17 protein-coding genes are annotated in these 19,353 nt (G+C 42.5%); 7 read left to right on the forward strand and 10 right to left on the reverse strand.

What is annotated here, in order from left to right; all coding sequences use genetic code 11:
* Positions 1-45: 45 nt before the first annotated feature.
* Genes recG through asnC form a run of 3 tightly spaced genes read right to left on the reverse strand, consistent with a single transcriptional unit; the run spans position 46 to position 3,387 of the window.
* Positions 46-2,127, reverse strand: a complete 2,082-nt coding sequence (gene recG, locus L1267_RS04735) for an ATP-dependent DNA helicase RecG (RefSeq protein WP_235382225.1) — start codon at positions 2,125-2,127, stop codon at positions 46-48.
* Between the two features lie 40 nt (positions 2,128-2,167).
* A complete protein-coding gene (trmH, locus tag L1267_RS04740; RefSeq protein WP_235382226.1) occupies positions 2,168-2,884 on the reverse strand; it encodes a tRNA (guanosine(18)-2'-O)-methyltransferase TrmH in 717 nt (238 codons plus the stop codon).
* Between the two features lie 44 nt (positions 2,885-2,928).
* Positions 2,929-3,387, reverse strand: a complete 459-nt coding sequence (asnC, locus tag L1267_RS04745; RefSeq protein ID WP_062567385.1) for a transcriptional regulator AsnC — start codon at positions 3,385-3,387, stop codon at positions 2,929-2,931.
* 197 nt (positions 3,388-3,584) lie between these two features.
* Here asnC and asnA point away from each other — a divergent pair, with 197 nt between their 5' ends.
* Positions 3,585-4,580 (forward strand): aspartate--ammonia ligase, encoded by a 996-nt coding sequence (gene asnA, locus L1267_RS04750; protein ID WP_135926157.1) that lies wholly within the window; start codon positions 3,585-3,587, stop codon positions 4,578-4,580.
* Positions 4,581-4,628: 48 nt separating this feature from the next.
* Here asnA and L1267_RS04755 read toward each other — a convergent pair whose 3' ends face one another.
* The 6 genes from L1267_RS04755 to L1267_RS04780 all read right to left on the reverse strand — a co-directional run bounded on the left by L1267_RS04755 (position 4,629) and on the right by L1267_RS04780 (position 11,369).
* Entirely contained in the window at positions 4,629-6,233 is a 1,605-nt protein-coding gene (locus tag L1267_RS04755; protein WP_138557035.1) for a DUF342 domain-containing protein, read from the reverse strand.
* Positions 6,234-6,640: 407 nt separating this feature from the next.
* Positions 6,641-7,033: a RidA family protein gene (locus L1267_RS04760; protein ID WP_135926155.1), complete on the reverse strand. Its 393-nt coding sequence runs from the start codon at positions 7,031-7,033 to the stop codon at positions 6,641-6,643.
* A gap of 11 nt (positions 7,034-7,044) precedes the next feature.
* Positions 7,045-9,150, reverse strand: a complete 2,106-nt coding sequence (gene spoT / locus L1267_RS04765) for a bifunctional GTP diphosphokinase/guanosine-3',5'-bis pyrophosphate 3'-pyrophosphohydrolase (protein ID WP_135926154.1) — start codon at positions 9,148-9,150, stop codon at positions 7,045-7,047.
* 130 nt (positions 9,151-9,280) lie between these two features.
* Positions 9,281-9,556, reverse strand: coding sequence for a DNA-directed RNA polymerase subunit omega (gene rpoZ, locus L1267_RS04770; RefSeq protein ID WP_036973056.1), 276 nt, complete (start codon positions 9,554-9,556; stop codon positions 9,281-9,283).
* Between the two features lie 103 nt (positions 9,557-9,659).
* Positions 9,660-10,280: a guanylate kinase gene (gene gmk / locus L1267_RS04775; protein WP_235382227.1), complete on the reverse strand. Its 621-nt coding sequence runs from the start codon at positions 10,278-10,280 to the stop codon at positions 9,660-9,662.
* A gap of 162 nt (positions 10,281-10,442) precedes the next feature.
* Positions 10,443-11,369, reverse strand: coding sequence for a manganese-dependent inorganic pyrophosphatase (locus L1267_RS04780; protein ID WP_138557034.1), 927 nt, complete (start codon positions 11,367-11,369; stop codon positions 10,443-10,445).
* Between the two features lie 151 nt (positions 11,370-11,520).
* On the opposite strand from L1267_RS04780, the gene L1267_RS04785 reads away from it, so the two are divergent.
* The 6 genes from L1267_RS04785 (at position 11,521) to L1267_RS04810 (ending at position 18,637) form a co-directional block, all read left to right on the forward strand.
* The gene (locus L1267_RS04785; protein ID WP_235382228.1) at positions 11,521-12,012 is read left to right on the forward strand and encodes a hypothetical protein; all 492 of its coding nucleotides are present in this window, start codon (positions 11,521-11,523) and stop codon (positions 12,010-12,012) included.
* Between the two features lie 11 nt (positions 12,013-12,023).
* The gene (gene mutM / locus L1267_RS04790; RefSeq protein WP_235382229.1) at positions 12,024-12,833 is read left to right on the forward strand and encodes a bifunctional DNA-formamidopyrimidine glycosylase/DNA-(apurinic or apyrimidinic site) lyase; all 810 of its coding nucleotides are present in this window, start codon (positions 12,024-12,026) and stop codon (positions 12,831-12,833) included.
* Between the two features lie 74 nt (positions 12,834-12,907).
* Positions 12,908-13,801, forward strand: a complete 894-nt coding sequence (locus tag L1267_RS04795; protein WP_235382230.1) for an efflux RND transporter periplasmic adaptor subunit — start codon at positions 12,908-12,910, stop codon at positions 13,799-13,801.
* Between the two features lie 60 nt (positions 13,802-13,861).
* Positions 13,862-14,134 carry a hypothetical protein gene (locus tag L1267_RS04800; RefSeq protein WP_235382231.1) on the forward strand — a complete coding sequence of 91 codons (273 nt, stop codon included), beginning with the start codon at positions 13,862-13,864 and terminating at the stop codon, positions 14,132-14,134.
* A gap of 2 nt (positions 14,135-14,136) precedes the next feature.
* Positions 14,137-17,274 carry an efflux RND transporter permease subunit gene (locus L1267_RS04805; RefSeq protein WP_235382232.1) on the forward strand — a complete coding sequence of 1,046 codons (3,138 nt, stop codon included), beginning with the start codon at positions 14,137-14,139 and terminating at the stop codon, positions 17,272-17,274.
* Positions 17,267-18,637 carry an efflux transporter outer membrane subunit gene (locus L1267_RS04810; protein WP_235382233.1) on the forward strand — a complete coding sequence of 457 codons (1,371 nt, stop codon included), beginning with the start codon at positions 17,267-17,269 and terminating at the stop codon, positions 18,635-18,637. The genes L1267_RS04805 and L1267_RS04810 overlap by 8 nt, the downstream gene beginning before the upstream one ends.
* 219 nt (positions 18,638-18,856) lie before the next feature.
* Here the strand turns inward: L1267_RS04810 and L1267_RS04815 are convergent, their stop codons facing one another.
* Positions 18,857-19,345: a DUF3299 domain-containing protein gene (locus L1267_RS04815; RefSeq protein WP_235382234.1), complete on the reverse strand. Its 489-nt coding sequence runs from the start codon at positions 19,343-19,345 to the stop codon at positions 18,857-18,859.
* Positions 19,346-19,353: the final 8 nt, after the last annotated feature.

Raw genomic sequence — 19,353 nt, forward strand, 5'->3', positions numbered from 1 at the left:
TGTTTAGTAGGAAATTTATAAATCAGATTGCGCTTTGATTTGCGATCAAGCTTGTGCGTAGTCTGATTTGCCAGCAAGCCAGCGTTGAATCAATTTATCGGTAAGCGTTGGGTAGTCGTTTAATATTTTGAAGGCTATAGGTCTGACATGATTGAGCGTTTGTTTGTCGCGGTTTAGGTCTGCAATTTTAAATTCAGCTAGGCCTGTTTGTTTGGTTCCAAGTACTTCGCCTGGGCCACGAATTTCAAGATCTCGTTCAGCAATCACAAAACCATCATTACTTTCACGAAGCACCCCTAAGCGTTTTTGCGCTGTGGCTGACAATGGTGCATGATAAAGTAAAACACAGTGTGATGCAGTTGCCCCACGACCAACACGACCACGCAGCTGGTGGAGTTGTGCAAGCCCCAGCCGTTCAGGGTTTTCAATAATAATAAGGCTAGCATTAGGCACATCAACACCCACTTCAATCACCGTTGTGGCAACGAGTACATGAATATTACCTGCTTTAAACTCGCTCATAATGGCTTGTTTTTCAGTGGCTTTCATTCGGCCATGTACTAAGCCGACGTTTAGTTCGGGTAGTGCTGCTTTTAATTGCTCTGCGCTATCTTCTGCGGCTTGGCATTGCAGTACTTCAGATTCATCAATCAGGGTGCAAACCCAATACACTTGCCGGCCTTGATCTGTACATGCGGTTTTAACACGTTGAATGATTTCGTCTCGACGGGCATCAGGAATAGCCACCGTTGTAATGGGCGTTCTACCCGGTGGTAATTCATCAATTACTGAGGTTTCTAAGTCTGCGTAGGCTGTCATGGCTAAAGTACGCGGAATAGGCGTTGCAGTCATCACTAATTGGTGTGGGTAACAGTCACCAAAACGGCCTTTTTCACGCAGTGATAAGCGCTGATGAACACCAAAGCGGTGTTGTTCATCGATGATGATTAGCACCAGATTATTAAACTCGACCTGCTCTTGGAATAACGCATGGGTGCCAACAATCATTTGTGCTTCCCCTGAGGCTATTTTTTCAAGAGTGGTTGCGCGCTCTTTACCTTTGCTTTTACCACCTAACCAAGCGACTTCAATGCCTAATTGATTAAACCATTGGCTAAAGTTGATGCCATGCTGTTCGGATAAAATCTCAGTAGGTGCCATTAAAGCTACTTGATAGCCTTCGCTTATAGCGGTGAGTGCACTAAGTGCTGCAACTAAGGTTTTACCTGAACCTACATCGCCCTGTACTAAGCGCATCATCGGAAACGGGTGTTGTAAGTCACCTTTGATTTCTGCCACGACACGACTTTGCGCGTTGGTTGGGCTGAAGGCTAAATTTGCTAAAAACTGTTGCTCAAGTTGGTTATGGGGCTTTAAAGGGACGGCTTTTACGGCTTGCCCTTTTTGGCGTAACTTTAAAAGGCTTAAATTTTGCGCAAGTAACTCTTCAAACACTAACCGTTGCTGGGCAGGGTGCATACCTTGTTCAAGGGCGGTTAAATCAACATCGTTTTGTGGGCGATGTAAGGTCATTAACGCATCGGCTAAGCTCATTCCGGTTGGTTGAAACTGTTCTGGCAGTAATTCTTCTACCGGGTATTTAGACAATAGCGCAAGCGCTTGATCGCTAAGCGCGCGAATAGATAATTGTTTTAGTCCTTCAGTAACAGGATAAACCGGCGTGAGCGTGGTATTTGTAGGTTGCTCTGAAGGGGTATCCGATAGGCTGTATTCAGGGTGTGTCATTTCAAAACCAACACGACCACGGCGTATTTCACCAAAGCAGCGAATGATCTTACCTGCACTTAAAGCATTTTTTTGAGCTACGCTAAAGTTAAAAAATCGCAGCGTTAAACGGCCCGTGCCATCGTTAATTTGGCAAACCAGCATGCGTCTTTTACCAAAGGTGATTTGGCTGGTTTCAATGGTGGCTTCAACACTAACATGGCTATGCGGTTGTAGTTCGCAAATTGGGTGAATGCGGGTGCGGTCTTCATAGCGGTGAGGCAAATGAAACAGCATGTCTTGCACCGTATGAATATTTAGCTTAGCGAGGCGCTCGGCCATTTTCGGGCCGACGCCTTTTAATTCTGTGATTGGGTATAACGCTAAGCTAGGGTGACTCAAAGGTGACTCAAATTGTTAATTAGTAGACTATTTTTTCAGTTTACTTGCACTCGTTAGAGGCATCAAGCGATTGCGTATGTTTTAAGGTATGCCAAAACGTTTCATCAGCAATAATGTTGCCGTTTTCATCAAGCTCAGGATAAGGCAGTTCCTTATCTCGGCATTGCTCAGCAATAATAGGGTGGCAGCCTTCAAATAAAATACGATGCTTAACTTTAGCATCAAGCATATTGCGGTCGTAGAGCCCAGCTACTTCTCTTTGGCGCTGTGCTTCAAATAGAATAAGTGCAGCAGCAACAGACACATTAAGAGACTGCACCATGCCTTGCATTGGAATGATGATGTGCTTATCGGCATGTTCAAGTGCCCGAGGTGAAATTCCATCTCGTTCTTGACCAACAATAACAGCCGTCGGTTTGGTGTAATCAATGTCACGAAAATCAACGGCATCATCACTGAGATTAGTTGCTAAAATTTGTACCTCAGGATTATGGGCACGCATTGTGGCTACAGCCTCATCAATATTGCGGTGTAAATGAGTTTCAAGCCAATTCTTACTACCGCCTGAGGTATTGTTAGTTAACCACTTTTGGTTATCGGGCCACACTGCATGTACATGATGACACCCCGTGGCATCTGCTGTGCGGGCAATGGCTGATAAATTATGATGTTTATGTACTTCTTCTAAACAAACCGTTAGGTCCGTTTGGCGGCGATCTAACACGCGCTTTACACGCTCAAAGCGAGTTGTATCCATAGTTGTGTGCTCGTTGACGGATTCTAATTGGCGCTGATTATACCCTAGGGAACAACAGCACGGCTAATTGGGTTTTGAAGTGAGATCAGCGTTTCTGTTGATTGAATGGCTTCAATCGCTTGGATTTTATTGATCAGTACATCTTGTAAGTGATCAATTGAGCGAGCCATTACTTTGATAAAAATACTGTAATTTCCCGTGGTGTAATAGGCTTCAACCACTTCTTCTAGCTCTTTTAGGTGCAGCAAGGTTTGCGGATAATCACGGGCGTTATTGAGGTTAATACCAATAAAGCAACAGACATCATAACCAAGTTGTTTAGCATTAATACTTACTTGGGTGCCTGTAATAATACCTGCTTGTTTCATTTTTTCGACTCGTACATGAATAGTACCCGCGCTCACAGCAAAGCGTTTAGCAAGTTCTGCATACGCTGTTCGGGCATTTTCCATTAATGCGTTAAGGATGTTTTTATCGAGATTATCGATTTGATAATTTTCCATAGTATTTCTTGCTGCTAATTGTTGAATCAGTAATTTTTATAGCATTATTTTTGTGAAAATTTCAATGTTAAGTTCTTTTTGTTGATGGTTATTGAAAATAATCTTGGTTTAGTTGAGGATTGCTTTATCGGAGAAAGCCAAGCAGCGGGCTTTTCTCATAAAGCAAGTAACAATAACTGGGAATGAGGCCAATTATTATGAGTTCACACTATCTGCAGCAACAGCAGCAAATTAGTAAAGTAAAACAGTTCTTTTCAAGCCAATTAGAACAACAATTAGGGTTAGTTGAAGTACAAGCACCAATCTTGGCAAAGGTGGGCGATGGTATTCAAGATAATCTAAGTGGTACTGAAAATGCTGTCTCGGTCGCAGTAAAAACAATTCCTGGTAGTCAATTTGAAGTGGTTCATTCTTTAGCTAAGTGGAAGCGCAAAACCTTGGCTGATTACGGTTTTTCAGTAGGTGAGGGGCTCTATACGCATATGAAAGCGCTTCGCCCTGATGAAGAGTCACTTAGCCCAATTCATTCAGTGTATGTTGATCAATGGGATTGGGAAAAAGTAATTTGCGAGAGCACGGAGCGTACTCTTGATAAGCTTAAAGAAACTGTTACATCACTTTATCAGGCGATTAAAGCAACCGAGCGCTTTGTAGCGAGTGAATTTGATTTAACGCCGTTTTTGCCTGAGCAAATCACCTTTATACATAGTGAGCAGTTGCGCCAGATGTATCCTGACTTTACTGCGAAACAACGTGAAAAAGCGGTGGCGCAAGAATACGGTGCGGTATTCTTAATTGGTATTGGCGGCACACTCGCCGATGGTAAAATTCATGACGTACGAGCACCGGACTATGACGATTGGTCAACGCAAACATGCAGCAAATTTGCAGGCTTAAATGGTGATATTTTAGTTTGGAATCCTGTGCTTGAAGATGCTTTTGAAATATCTTCAATGGGCATTCGCGTAAGCCCGGATGCTTTAGCTACTCAGTTAGCGATTACTGGCGATCAGGCTCGCTTAGAGTTTGATTGGCATAAACAGCTACTTGCGAAAAAGTTTCCGCAAACAATAGGTGGTGGTATTGGTCAATCTCGACTGGCTATGTTGCTGTTACAAAAGCAGCACATTGGACAAGTACAAGTAGGTGTTTGGCCTGAACAACTAAAACAGCAAGTGGAAGGAATTCTTTAAATTAAGATTAATGACCCTGGTAAAAAGAGGCTTTAAGCCTCTTTTTTATCAACTGGTTTTGAACTCTACCTCAACCTTGTTTTCTTCAAGCTTGACCTTACACGGTGGGTATTGGCGGTTTGTACGCAATACTTTGTCGAAAATATGAATTTCTACACCAGAGTGCAGTGTTTTATTAACAATGAGCTTTGCGTCTTCAAGTAAGTCATGTAGGTGGTTCTCAAGCGTTGATAGTTTTTTTTCTAACATTTCAGCTTGCTCACAGTAATGCATTTGTGTGGCACCTATTTTAGCGAGTAATAGTTTTTTCTTCTCAACATCTTTTACTTGATCCGCTTTTTCTATTGCTTCTTGAAGAGTGTCGAGTTGTGAGTCTGTCTGCGCAAGATCCTTTAGGCATTGATCTGTTTGTGCGGTGACGTCGGCACCTGATGCTGCTAAGTTTATTAACATTTTTGCGCCAGATTCATTGCCAATTTCACCAGCAATAACCATTTGTGCATCTAAAATCTCACCGCCAAACAGTTTGCCCTGTGGGTTATCTTCTTGACCAACTTGTAACAGCTTAGTGGCCTTCATGACACAGTGGCTAGATTGACGTTCAATAAGGATATTATTCGCTTCTAAGTAGCAATATTGGCCATGAGATAAGTGAATATCACCTTGGCAAATAATATTACAGGAAAGACTTTTATCTTCTAGCTGATGGCCAATGACGCCTTGCTTTATTGTGATGTTGCCAGCGGCGGATAAGTTACCTGACTCAACGGTGCCCATTACGGTAATGTCGCCTTTGGCGTTAATACGCATGCCCGGTTCAACGTTGTGAGTAACAATGACGCTACCTTCAAAGTCTACGTGACCACTTTTTACGTTTACATCGGCGATAGTAAAAATATCATCTACGCGCATTCCGTTGGCGATCTCAACCGGCACACCTGCAATGACAGAAATAAGTTCTAGTGGGTTGTTTTTAGAGATTTCGGTGCCTTCACCTGCGACCAAAGTGAGGCTCTCTCCCGGTTTGGCGGGAAGTACATCGCCTGTTACAGTAAAGCCTTCTTTTCCTGGAGTCGCTGGAATTTGCTTAATCAACAGCACGCCGGGCTCAACGCTAGCTAATTTACCAAAATCACGCATGTCAACAGTGCCATCTTCGCGAAGTTTTGGTTTTTTTAGGCGATCTTTTAGTGTTTCGACTTGTGGCACAAACTTGGATGGCTGACCATCAATTGGAAGACGGCCTTTTGCTAAAACACCTTCTGTTTTGGTGCCTGCTGGTAATTCAAATTGCTGTTGTAATAACTTTTCTAAAAATGCCTGTTTGTAACCTCGTGCTACACCTGCTTTTATTAGCTCTTTTTTGGCGTCTTCTAAGCTCATAACTTTGCCGCCTTCAGCGACTGTTAATTCGCCTATCGCCTGCATTTTGTCATCACTTATTTTTACTTCTAGAGTTGCATCATGTTTAGAGGCAACAACGAGCGTACGCTCATTCGATTCACTTTTAAAAAAGTTATTAATAGAGTCGTGATCAACTCGGCACTCACTATAAGGTGATTTCTCAAGTGCTTCGATGATAAATGCAGCACTTGGTGGCGAATGTTCATGAACATCTAATAAAACGTTGCCATTGTGAGCGAGCTTAAACACGTGGAGATCCTTTTATACAACAATAGTGAAAGGGTTACTTAGTAAACCCAAACCATCTCAAAAATTTAGCTTCTAATTGGTATTCAAGCGCTTCAAATAAGGTTTTGATTCACATAATGGTAAAAATCAATAACGCAATATAAATCGCTTTTAAACCAATCGTTTGAACATTTCTTTGAGCCTAATGTTTATCGGTAGTACTTCTTCAAATAAATTGCCAACAAAGGCAAAGTAATTCGTTGATATTAAGCCTATTTAAAATGCAAACTATGACATTTTGAGGTGATCTGAATACCTTTACTATACAGATTGCTAGAGAATCGTTGGTGAGTCAAGAATTTCGGATGAGGTAAAATAGAAATTTGTCAATAAAAGTGCCAGCAACAAATAGCTGCTGGCATAGCTGATTAGTTTGTTGAAGGCAGCTCCATGATACCGTCAATCTCAATTTGCACACCTTTTGGTAAAGCGCTAATACCAATTGCAGCGCGTGCAGGGTAAGGCTGCTTGAAGTATTGACTCATAACTTCGTTAACAATCGCAAAGTTTGATAAGTCAGTTAAGAAGATATTTACTTTCACCATATCTTGAATTTGACCGCCAGCAGCTTGGCAAACAGCAGATAAATTTTTGAATACTTGGTGCGTTTGTTCAGTAAAGTCTTCTGAGATCACTTCCATTGTTTCTGGCACTAATGGAATTTGACCTGATAAATAAACAGCCGTGCCTACTTTAACTGCTTGGCTGTAAGTACCGATTGCTGCAGGCGCATTATCAGTAGAAATAAATGATTTGTTCATAATTATCCTTGTTACTTTTTACGATAGACTCTTTGCACATCAGGCATCACGCGAATGCGGCGCATAATGTTGGCAACGTGAACACGGTTTTTAACCGTGATACCTAGGTCTATCATGTATAAATTGCTTTCTTTTTCATCGGTGGCTATCTCAACTATGTTAGCTTGGGTTGAGGCTACAACATTGGTTAATTTAGCCAGCGCACCCTGATGATTGATGATCTCAATACGCAGAGCGGCTATATATTCTTTTTCTGGGTTATCGTCCCATTTTACAACTAAGTATTTTGAGCGTTCTTTTTCCCAGCCTCGAATGTTCTTACATTCTTGGCGGTGGACAGTCAGACCTTTACCTTGGCTGATATGAGCTGTGATGGCATCACCTGGTACGGGACGGCAGCATTTAGAATAGTTAACTAACATGCCTTCTGTGCCTATGATTGTTGCTTTGGCTTTTTTGGCGATGTCGTTTATATCTTCAACATCGTCTTGCATCAAGCGTTTAGCAATTAATACGCTCATAAGATTACCTGAACCAATCTCTACGAGTAATTCAAGTAAAGTATTTAGATTATGTTCTTGTAATACTCGACGGATATTTTCATCTGGGATGTCATCTAATTTTGACTCACCAAGTGCAGAATCTAATAAACGGCGACCAAGCAACATCGCTTCTTCATGTTGTTGGCTTTTCAGATAGTTACGTATACCTAAACGTGCTTTACCAGTTACAACAAAGTTTAGCCACGTCGCATTTGGGTGCGCGCCAGAGCTGGTGATTACCTCAACAGTTTGCCCTGTATCGAGAGGTTTGCTCAAAGGGTGAGGCTTACGGTTTACTCTTGCACCCACACAGGTATTACCTACGTCTGTATGTACTGCATATGCAAAGTCAACAGCGGTTGCTCCCATTGGGAGCTCAACGATACGGCCATCTGGCGTGAAAACATAAATTTCCTCTGGGAAGAGTTCAGTTTTAACGTTTTCTACAAATTCAAATGATGAACCAGCACTTTGTTGCAGTTCAAGTAAGCTTTGCATCCATTGGCGAGCGCGTTGTTGCGCAGTATGTCCTGCGTTATCACCGGCTTTTTTATACATCCAATGTGCAGCTACCCCTTTGTCTGCCATATGATCCATATCGTGAGTGCGAATTTGAATCTCAACAGGAATACCATGCGGGCCAACCAAAGAGGTATGTAAAGATTGGTAACCGTTGGTTTTAGGAACCGCTATATAATCTTTAAAGCGGGTTTCAATTGGCTTATAAAGGTTATGTGCCACACCTAGTACGCGGTAACAGGTATCCATGTTATCGACATTGATCCGAAACGCGTAAATATCCATCACTTCGTTAAATGACAGCTCTTTATTTAGCATCTTCTTGTAAATGCTATATAGATGCTTTTCTCGGCCAGAAATGGTGGCGTCGATACCTGATTCTTCTAAGCGTGCTTCTATTTCTGTTTTAATATTACTAATGACTTCTTTTCGGTTTCCACGGGCTTTGATAACCTCTGATTTCAAAGCGCGATGACGCATTGGGTATAACGCTTGAAAACCTAAATCTTCCAATTCGTTTTTAATATCATGGATACCTAAGCGATTGGCTATCGGGGCATAAATTTCGAGAGTTTCACGGGCAATACGACGGCGTTTGTCTGGGCGAAGTGCGCCTAAGGTGCGCATGTTGTGAGTTCGGTCAGCAAGTTTAATTAAGATCACGCGAATATCTTGGGTCATCGCCATGATCATTTTTCGATAATTTTCAGCCTGAAATTCTTTTTTATCTTTAAAGCTGAGTTTATCTAGCTTACTCACTCCTTCAACAAGCTCAGCAACGGTCTCGCCAAAAATTTCTGCTAAGTCTTGCTGGCTAAAATCGGTATCTTCAATCACATCATGCATCAAAGCTGCCATGAGTGTTTCATGGTCTAAGTGCATGCCGGCAAGTATTTGTGTAACTTCAACTGGATGAGTGATGTAAGGCTCGCCGCTTGAGCGAGTTTGGCCTTCGTGAGCTTCACGGGCGACCACGTATGCTTTTTGAACCAGCTCTATTTCAGCAGGTGGCAAATATTCGGTTATTTTCTTTTTTAGGCCTTCGAATAGATACAAAGTCACACTCCAATGCGCAAATGAAGTAAATCGGTAACGGTATGAATAGAATATACGATGAAAAGAAGGGCTTGCCAACGGCTAGTGTTGAAATACTAGCCGTTAAGCTAAATCAAAGCAGGGCGCTTGATTATTGGTTGCCACCAACGATAGCAGCAACAGCAGCCATTTCTGCTGCTTCTTGATGTTGTTGCTCTTCACGGTCGATCAGGTCCATAGACGAGCTATTTACTAACCCTTTCTCAATTTCACGTAGAGCAATTACAGTAGGTTTATCATTTTCAGCATCAACGAGTGGATCTTTACCACCAACCGCGATTTGGCGGGCACGACGAGCCGCAACTAAAATTAAGTCAAAACGATTACCAATTGCATCTACTGCATCTTCAACAGTTACGCGAGCCATCTTAGCACTCCAAATAAATTCTTAAGCAAAGGCGTAGTTTACTGTACCAAGTTAAATTCGCCAATAGCTTGTGGTTAATTTTTATCTTATTCTTAAAAAAGTATTATTTAAGTAAGTTCTCTAATAGCGCCTGATGGCGCACAGTTTGGCTTTTTAACGATAAACGTTTAGCCATCACGATCGTTTCGATTTCTGAAAGTGCAGTTTCAAAGTCATCGTTTACAACAACGTAATCATATTCATTGTAGTGGGAAGTTTCAGATTGTGCTTTTGCCATCCGTCCGGCAATTACTTCTTGTGAATCTTGACCACGATTATTTAAACGTGATTCAAGTTCTTCTTTTGACGGCGGAAGAATAAAGATAGTCTCAACATCATTAACTAATTTACGAATTTGCTGAGCACCTTGCCAGTCAATATCTAAAAATACGTCGATTCCAGCGTCTAACTGACTCTCGATTGCTTGTTTAGAAGTACCGTAGTAATTATCAAAAACTTGCGCCCATTCAAAAAAGTCATTTTTCTCGATCAATGCTTTAAACGCTTCAACAGAAACAAAATGATAATGAACACCGTTTTCTTCACCTGGTCGAGGTGAACGAGTCGTGTGTGATACTGACACTTTCATATCGTTGTGTTTTTTGAGTAAAGCACTTATAAGACTTGATTTTCCTGCACCAGAAGGAGCCGATAAGATAAATAAATTTCCGCGAGTTTGCGCCATGATCTGTCTCTAATAAAAAATAAATAGGCTTGGACTATTGCTAACCCAAGCCTTTAATTTATCCATTGTACTTTATTTCGCTAAATGCGCTCAAGTTCACACAAGCGAACCTTTGACATTAAGGAATAAGCTGTATAGATAATCTAAACAGTCTTTTGCAAATTAGATTTTTGCGAAAGCGTCTTGTAGTGGTGGTACTACTTGCTTCTTACGGCTTAATACACCATCTAACCAAACGCGACCGTCTTCTGATTTAACATCATAAGCAGCTTCGATTACTGCTACGTCATCAGACGCAATTAGCATTTCTGAGCCTTCTTTCATGATATCAGTTAACAGGAGTAATACTGAGTGGCGGCCGCCTTCTTCTTTAAGCTTTGCGATGTCTGCTTCAAGATCTGCTTTGATTTCATCAAATACAGCAAGGTCGATAACTTCTAGCTGGCCAATACCTACTAGCTTACCGTTCATATTGAAGTCTTTGAAATCACGCATTACTAAATCGCGTGCTGGCGTGCCTTCAACTGCTGATTTAACCTTGAACATTTCCATGCCAAGTTCTTTGAAATCTTCAATACCAGCGATTTCAGCAAGTGCTTCAACACACTTGATATCAGCCGTTGTGCAAGTTGGTGATTTAAAGATCACAGTGTCGCTTAGGATAGCGCATAACATTATGCCTGCGATATCTTTTGGAATTTCTACATTGTAGAAGTCATACATCATTTTGATGATGGTGTTTGAACAACCCACTGGGCGGATCCAACATTCAAGTGGTGTTGACGATGTTAAGTCGCCTAATTTGTGGTGATCAACAACACCTACAACACGTGCTTCATCGATGTCATCAGGTGCTTGTGTTTTTTCTGTGTGGTCAACGATATAAACGTCTTCGCCTGCGTAGCTAAGTTTTAGCTCAGGTGCTTCGAAACCGAATTTATCTAGGATAAATTGTGTTTCAGGTGATACTTCACCTAAACGCGTTGGGATCGCAGGTTCATTGATTTGGTTTTTTAAGTAAGCAAGCGCAATTGCACCGCAAATTGAATCTGAATCAGGGATCTTATGACCCACTACATACATTGACATTGACGGAACTCCTTTAAATTTGGCGGATATTTTAGCAAAGTATCGACAGATTGATACATAACAGACATGAAATTTTGTTGATCAATTACAACTGCCAATTAATGTCCTTTTTGGTTACACTTTAAGATATTGAAAACTGAGGAAGATACTGATGCGTTTGAGCCGAAAAGCATGGAATAATGTGGTGATTATTTCGATGCTACTGATGATTTTTTTCTTCAATGGCCTCCATAAAAAGCTCAATACTCAGCCCGTTGAAGAAGGAGTGCAAGCGTTACTCCCAGAGCAAAGCTTCATTTTGGCGATGGCATTTCCAGAATTAAAAATTGAGCGTATCGGCACCTCTTGGCGTAGCCAGTCATTGCAAAAAGCCTCTTGGCAAGGCGATGAACAACAGCTCGAACAACTCGTTGAGCTTTGGCAACATCAAAAACTCACTATTGCCAGTATTCCTGTTAGTCAAATTTCTCAGTCGTCAGCAGATTATGTTGCTTCTGTGTGGTTAGCCGGGGAGCAATTGCCTGCTGTTTATCAGTTGTACCATATAGATAGTAAATATTATTTATTAGATAAGCGGTTACAGCGGGTGTTTGTGCTTGAGCAAGCTGATGCCGCTAAGTTATTTCCGTTATACCCGTTTTAAGAGAGTCTCAGATGCCTGAATTACCTGAAGTTGAAGTGAGTCGGTTGGGGATCACCCCACATGTGCTGGGTCAAACTGTTGCTAAAGTAAATATTCACAATGCGAGCATGCGTTGGCCAGTGCCGGATGATGTCTATCAATTACAAGGCCTTAAAGTGACATCAATTGAGCGCAGAGCAAAATATTTACTACTCGGCTGTGAGCTGGGTAGTGTTATTTTGCACTTAGGAATGTCGGGCAACTTACGAGTTGTGAGCGCTGATGAGCCATTAAAAAAGCACGACCATATCGAATTTATTTTAGCTTCAGGTAAAGCGTTGCGGCTTAACGATGCTCGTCGCTTTGGTGCTTGTTTATGGCAAGCGCCAGGTGAATGTCATAATTTGCTGAGCAAGCTTGGGCCAGAGCCATTAACAGATGAGTTTGTGGCACAGCGTGTTTACGAACAGTCGAGAAACAAAAAAGTACCCATTAAACAGTTTATTATGGATAACGCGGTGGTAGTTGGTGTAGGTAATATCTACGCTAACGAATCGTTATTTAAAGCGGGGATCCATCCAAAGAGAGAAGCTGGCAAGGTTTCTTTGCAGCGTTATCAGCAATTAGTGCCTATTATTAAAGAGACACTCGCTGCAGCCATCACGCAAGGCGGCACAACGTTAAAAGATTTTGCTCAAAGTGATGGTAAGCCAGGTTATTTTGCCCAGCAATTACTGGTGTATGGCCGCAAAGGTGAGCCATGTGTTAATTGCGAGGAGCCATTAAAAGAAATTAGATTAGGACAAAGAAGCACAGTGTACTGCTCTAATTGTCAAAAATAACAACGAATCCCTCATCTATGTAGTATTGCAACAGATAGCAAGATAGAGACAGGCTTAAGGAATGAGAAGGTTGTATGCTATTAAACAAATACCTCATAGGATATGTGTTGGTAATGGTGCTTGTTGGTTGCTCAAAAGAGCAACCAAACGAGGTAATTGAAGAAGTTGTTACTGCTAAGGTCAAACAGTTTGATGTGCCTTTATACGGAAACTACGTGGCACGCACAGATGCGTCGCTGGATGTTGAAGTACGCGCGCGGATCACAGGCTTTGTAGAAAGTGTTGAGTTTGTCGAAGGAAGCTGGGTTGATGAAGGGGATTTACTCTATACCATTGACGATAGACCTTACCGAGCCAAGCTTAATCGCGTTAAAGCGGCACTGCAAAAAGACCAAGCAGCGTTGGCTAAAGCCAAACGGGATGTAACTCGTTTAAAACCCCTTTACGAGCAAGATGCAGCAAGCCAGCTCGACTACGACAACGCTATTTCTATTCAAGAGCAAGCGCAAGCGTCATTATCAGCAACCCAAGCAGAGCTTGAAGAAACGAAGCTCGAACTCGAATATACCCGCATTACAGCGCCAATTAGTGGCATGGTAGGTAGCTCTGAAGCTGATTTAGGTGCGCTAGTCGGCACTAACGGTATTTCTTTGCTAACCACTATTCAGCAAATAGATCCTATCTACGTTAATTTTAATATGTCGGCACTGGATTACTTAAACGCAAAACGCCGTATGAGTAGTTTGATGGATCAGCTACAAGCCGAACAAAAAGGTAAAGCGCTTGAAGGATTCGTGCGTATTTCTTTGCCAGATGGCAGCGAATATCGCTACTGGGGTGATGTGAGCTTTACTGACCCTAAGATTAGCCCGAAAACAGGCACCTTTAAAGTACGGGCACAATTACCCAATCCCGACAGTGAGTTATTACCAGGCCAATATACTAAAGCGCGCATAAAGTTGTCGTAGATCAGTAACGCCATTGTCGTCCCTGAGGAAGCTACACAAGTTGAACAGGGTGGTATTTATGTGATGGTGGTGCTTGATTCAGGTGTGATAGAGCGGCGCTTTATTGTTGTTGAGCATTATGGTGAGCAAGGTATTGTGGTCAGTGGTGGCTTGAGTGCGGGTGAACTAGTCGTGGTTAAAGGCTTGCATCGTATTCGTCATGGCCAACAAGTGAAAGCGATTTCACTCGAGGAGTTTGAAAAGCATCAACTAACCCCAAACGCCGATCATCAACTACTCGCCCCAGATAAACCTGCAAAACAGGAAGATAAAAATAAAGCGCAGGGAGTTTAATTATGTTTTCGCATTTTTTTATTAAGCGCCCGGTGTTTGCCATCGTTATTTCGCTAGTTATTTTACTCACTGGCTTGGTCTCGCTTTTTACTTTGCCAATTGATCAATACCCCGATATCGCTCCGCCATCGGTTAAAGTGTCGGCTTCATTTCCGGGAGCAACCGCCGAAACCGCATCTGAATCTGTAGCTATTCCACTTGAACAAGAATTAAATGGCACGCCAAACATGTTGTATATGGAGTCAAAGGCCACTAACTCGGGGAGTGTTGGGATCACACTTACCTTTGATGTTGGTACCGACCCTGATCTCGCCCTTGTAGATGTGCAAAATACTGCAAGCCAAGCTGGCAGTAATTTACCTGTTGATGTGCAAACTGAAGGGGTGACAGTGTCTAATGAAAGCTCAGTCGAGCTTTTGAAGCTAGCGCTGACATCTGATGACCCTCGCTATGACGAAATCTACTTGAGTAACTATGCCAGCATTAATGTTGAAGCGGCTTTAAAGCGCGTACCGGGGGTTGGGCGAGTTCGTAATACCGGCTCGCGCTCTTATGCTATGCGGGTCTTGTTAAAACCTGACATTTTAGCGGGCTATGAATTAACCGTGAATGATGTGAGTGCAGCAATCAAAGCACAAAACAAAGAGGCCGCTGCCGGTGAGATAGGTGCACAACCTATGAAAGATGCCATTAAACTTAACTTTCCGGTACGAGCGCAAGGAAGGCTTAATAAGGTTGATGAGTTTAATAATATTATGCTGCGAGTTAATAGTGATGGCTCGATGATTCGCTTGCGGGATGTCGCAAGGGTTGAGCTGGCTTCCTCTGCGTATACCTTAAACTCAAAACTCAATGAACAACCAGCGACTATTTTACAGGTTTATATGTTGCCAGGCTCTAATGCATTAGCGGTTACTGAGCGTGTTAAGGCAGAGATGGAGCGCTTGAGCGCGGCTTTTCCGAAGGGAGTGAAATGGCAGCTTTTTTATGATGCCTCTGAGTTCATCAAGCTGTCGATTAATGAGGTGATCAATACCCTTATTCAAGCACTAGTTTTAGTGATTTTAGTGGTGTACTTATTTTTGCAAAATTGGCGAACGACCTTGATACCTGCTTTAGCTGTGCCGGTGTCGATAATTGGTACTTTTATCGCCTTGGCTGCATTTGGTTTTACCATCAACAATGTCAGTTTATTGGCTATGGTTTTGGCAATCGGTATCGTCGTTGATGATGCGATTGTGGTGGTCGAAAGTGTTGAGCGACTGATCAATGAGCAAAATATGGAGGTAGTTGCTGCCACTAAACAAGCCATGACAGAGCTTTCAGGTGCCATAGTAGCAACGTCTTTAGTACTTGCGGCAGTGTTTGTGCCGGTGTCGTTTTTAGCCGGTATTACGGGCATTATGTACCGTGAATTTGCGATTTCAATTACCGTTGCCGTGCTCATATCAACCTTAGTTGCTTTGACCTTGAGCCCCGCTTTATGTGCGATTTTCTTAAAACCTAGTACCCCCTCAAAGAATAAGGTTTTTGTTAAGTTTAATAGCTGGCTTGAAGGTATTGGCGAAAAATACACCTGGCTTGTAAAGGCTAGCTGTGCAAAAGCAAAGCGCAGCTACATTGCCTTTTTTATTATGTTAGTAGGAGGCTATTTTATGTTTAGCCAACTACCAAGCAGCTTTATGCCGCAAGAAGATCAAGGGCGCTTTTTTGTTGATATTACCTTGCCAGATGCGGCAACGGTTTCACGTACCAATGAAGTAATAAGCAAAGCAAACCAATTTGTTATGAGCCATGCGGGGGTGGCTTATTCATTCACTCTAGCGGGTGAAAACCGCCGTGCTGGTAGTGCGCAATCGCATGGTCAAATGGAGGTGATTTTACAACCTTGGCAAGTGCGTGCGGAGCAAGGATTTACGGTCACAAGTGTGATGAATGATATACGTAAGCAGCTGTATGCCATTCCCGATGCTGAGTTTAATGTGTTTCAACCATCAGCTGTGGCAGGGCTTGGTTCGGGCTCTGGCGTTGAGTTTGCACTACAAGAAAAAACAGGAGGCAACTTAACAAGCCTAGTTGAATCGCTTGAGGTTTTACTGGCAAGTTTAAATAACCGCCCTGAAGTTGCTAAAGCAAGTAGCTCACTGCGTGGCTCAGTACCTCAGCTGTTTTTAGAGTTAGATAGAGAAAAAGCCATGGCATTAGAGGTGCCGATTGCCGATGTCTACAGCACAATGAAAGTGCTTACTGGCTCATCAACAATTAACGACTTTAACTTATTTGGCCGCGTTTATCGGGTTAAAGTTCAGGCTGAAGATGAATTTAGGGCACGCCCAGAAAACCTCAACGAATTTTATGTGCGTTCTAAAAATGGCGCTATGGTGCCATCAAATGTGCTTGCTAAGCTTAATCTAACAACCGGTCCGTCTGCGATAAATCGCTTTAATATGTTTACCAGTGCCATGGTGAATGTGTCACCAGCTACTGGCTATGCATCGGGTGACGTAATTAACGTAATTAAAGAAGAAATGGCAAAACTACCGCCTAACCTTGGCTATGAATGGACGGGATTAACTTATCAAGAAATTCGCTCATCGGGTCAACTAGGTATTGCGGTGAGTTTGGCGATTGTGTTTGTTTTTTTGTTTTTAGCAGCGCTTTATGAAAGTTGGGCATTACCATTTGCAGTATTGCTTATCAGCCCTATTGCCATGTTAGGGGCCTCTATATTGACCTTGGTGACAGGGCATGAAAACAACTTATTTTTTCAAGTCGCGTTTATTGCCTTGATAGGCCTTGCAGCGAAAAACTCTATATTGATTGTTGAAGTGGCTAATCAGCTTTATCAAGAAGGTATGAATGCCGTTGATGCTGCAATAGAAGCCGCCCGTTCTCGTTTTCGACCCATCTTAATGACCGCAGCCTCTTTTGTGCTTGGCGTTTTGCCGTTAGTACTTGCATCTGGCCCCGGAGCAGTTGGTCGGCAGTCGGTTTCTATGCCTATTTTAGGGGGGATGTTACTGGCAAGCTCTATTGGCATCATATTAGTGCCGTTGTTTTTTATTACCGCGGCACGCTTTGTGAAAAAACAGCAAGCACCCGCCTCTAAAGTGTTAGCAAAGGAGCAAGTTGATGCATAAATTGTTGCCATTGTTTTGTTTTGCTTGCTTACAAGGCTGTGCTGTTGGCCCTGATTTTGAAGTGCCTGAGCATAGCAAAGTCACTAACTTTATGGGGGCCGCAGCAACGCCACAGTCTGAAGCTTTAGCTGGCTGGAAGCAAATATATAGCGACCCACATTTGCAAAAACTGATTAGCCAAGCGCTGGTCAATAATCAAGATATGTTAATTGCGCAATCGAAAATTATCGAAGCGCGAGCTCGATATCGGATTACCGATGCCGCTTTATGGCCTGATGTAAGCGTAGGGCTTACTTCAGAACGAGAAGAAGAGCTTAATAGTAGCCCTGAAAACTCATTTGATTTAAAAGGTTACTTAAGTTGGGAGCTAGACTTATTTGGCAGTAATCGGCGCGCAAGCGAAGCCGCACTGGCAAATTATTATAGCCAAGAGCAAGCTCGCAATGCGTTGCAGCTCGCCTTGATTGCTGATGTTGCACAGCAGTTTTTTGCTCTTAAAGAAGTAGAAGAGCAATTAAAAATTAGCCTGAGTACAATTAAGCTTCGTGAGAAAGAGCTTGAAATTGCGCGTATTCGTAAAAAAGGCGGTATTATTTCAGGGTTAGAACAACGCCAAGCTGAAGTAGAGTTAGAATCAGCAAAGGTGAAGATCCCGCCATTACAGCACAGTGAAAGGCGGATTATTAATCAGTTAAAGTTTTTAATTGGTGATGCTAATGCTGATGTGCAAGGGGGTAATGAGTTATCTGTGCAAACCCTTCCTAAGCAACTACCAACAGGGTTACCTAGCGAACTGTTAAAGCGTAGGCCAGATGTGCAACAAGCCATGTATCAATGGCAAGCAGCAATGGCTGAGATTGGGGTCGCAAAAGCGGCGTTATTTCCAAAACTTAATTTGTATGCTGAGCTTGGTAGTGAAAGTACTGATTTTAGTGATTTGCTTGCCAGTAATTCGCAGGTTTGGTTGCTGGGCTCAGAGCTGTTAATGCCAATATTTAATATGGGCCGCAATCAGGCAAATTTAACGGTTGCGGAACAACGGGCTTATCAGGCAAGTATCAAATACCAAAAAACAGTGCTGGTGGCACTGCAAGAAGTGAGCAATCAGTTATCGAACTACCAGTCGGCAGAGCAAAGCTATGATGCGCAAAGAAGCTTGGTGCTCAGTAGTCAAGATTACTACCGCTTAGCACGACTTAGGTATAGCAATGGTGTTGCCAGTTCACTTGACTTAATGGATGCCCAGCGGCAGTTATTTTCGGCAGAAATAGCGTTATCGCAGGCAAAGAATGACCGTCTGCAAAGCTTAGCAACACTCTATAAAGCCCTTGGTGGCGGATGGTATGATACCAATCCGCAATAATACTTAATCATTTTGAGGGATTAAACCTGTCGCTATCTACGTTAAAAATTTCTGATTTAGAACAACTAAATAACGAAATTTTTGCCTTGCTATCAACGAGGTTTAATTGCCTCAAAATAGATCACTTAATTAAGCGAATTGGTATGAATTGAGCGAACAGGAATTAGAAAAAGTAGTGGATTAATTTAAAGAGCATGCAAAAGCATGCTCTTTAAAAACTTATAACTCAAATGGTGCTACGCCAACGGCTTTCATCTTGTAGCCTACTTGAGCAATTTCACCAGACCAGGTTTCTGTGCTGATAACGCCTGTCACTACGATCGCATCGTACAGGCTTTCGATTGGCACACCGCCTTTAATAGTAACATGCACAATTTGGTTTGGTGGCGGTGGTGGTACGTGAATACACGCTCCAAAATAAGGCACTAGTAAAAACTCGGTGATCACTTCGCTATCGCCTTCTAGTGGTACCACAAAACCAGGCAAACTCACTGATTTTCCATCAAGCTCTTTTACCACAGGTGCATCAAGGTCTGGTTGCACCCAGTTTTGCTCGCTACCTTCATGGTTTGCTTGTGCTTGGGTGTCGATTTGCACATGACCTTTGGGAATTAAATCTTCCCAGAAAATTTCTTTTGGTGCGCCAGCATTGGCTGTAGCGCACATAAATAATGTGACTAAAGCGACGAGTTTTCGAAAAAACGGCATAACATTCC

This window comes from Pseudoalteromonas sp. OFAV1, from assembly GCF_021532595.1.
In the GTDB taxonomy this organism is placed as follows: Bacteria; Pseudomonadota; Gammaproteobacteria; order Enterobacterales; family Alteromonadaceae; genus Pseudoalteromonas; species Pseudoalteromonas lipolytica_C.

Bases quoted from the DNA above. Each gene is read 5' to 3' on its own strand.
- rpoZ (WP_036973056.1), bottom strand. From the start codon at position 9,556: ATGGCTCGCGTAACTGTTGAAGATGCAGTAGATGCAATTGGTAATCGT.
- mutM (WP_235382229.1), top strand. From the start codon at position 12,024: ATGCCTGAATTACCTGAAGTTGAAGTGAGTCGGTTGGGGATCACCCCA.
- L1267_RS04810 (WP_235382233.1), top strand. From the start codon at position 17,267: ATGCATAAATTGTTGCCATTGTTTTGTTTTGCTTGCTTACAAGGCTGT.
- asnC (WP_062567385.1), bottom strand. From the start codon at position 3,387: ATGGAAAATTATCAAATCGATAATCTCGATAAAAACATCCTTAACGCA.
- gmk (WP_235382227.1), bottom strand. From the start codon at position 10,280: ATGGCGCAAACTCGCGGAAATTTATTTATCTTATCGGCTCCTTCTGGT.
- L1267_RS04815 (WP_235382234.1), bottom strand. From the start codon at position 19,345: ATGCCGTTTTTTCGAAAACTCGTCGCTTTAGTCACATTATTTATGTGC.
- L1267_RS04785 (WP_235382228.1), top strand. From the start codon at position 11,521: ATGCGTTTGAGCCGAAAAGCATGGAATAATGTGGTGATTATTTCGATG.
- asnA (WP_135926157.1), top strand. From the start codon at position 3,585: ATGAGTTCACACTATCTGCAGCAACAGCAGCAAATTAGTAAAGTAAAA.
- trmH (WP_235382226.1), bottom strand. From the start codon at position 2,884: ATGGATACAACTCGCTTTGAGCGTGTAAAGCGCGTGTTAGATCGCCGC.
- L1267_RS04805 (WP_235382232.1), top strand. From the start codon at position 14,137: ATGTTTTCGCATTTTTTTATTAAGCGCCCGGTGTTTGCCATCGTTATT.
- L1267_RS04795 (WP_235382230.1), top strand. From the start codon at position 12,908: ATGCTATTAAACAAATACCTCATAGGATATGTGTTGGTAATGGTGCTT.
- L1267_RS04780 (WP_138557034.1), bottom strand. From the start codon at position 11,369: ATGTCAATGTATGTAGTGGGTCATAAGATCCCTGATTCAGATTCAATT.
- L1267_RS04760 (WP_135926155.1), bottom strand. From the start codon at position 7,033: ATGAACAAATCATTTATTTCTACTGATAATGCGCCTGCAGCAATCGGT.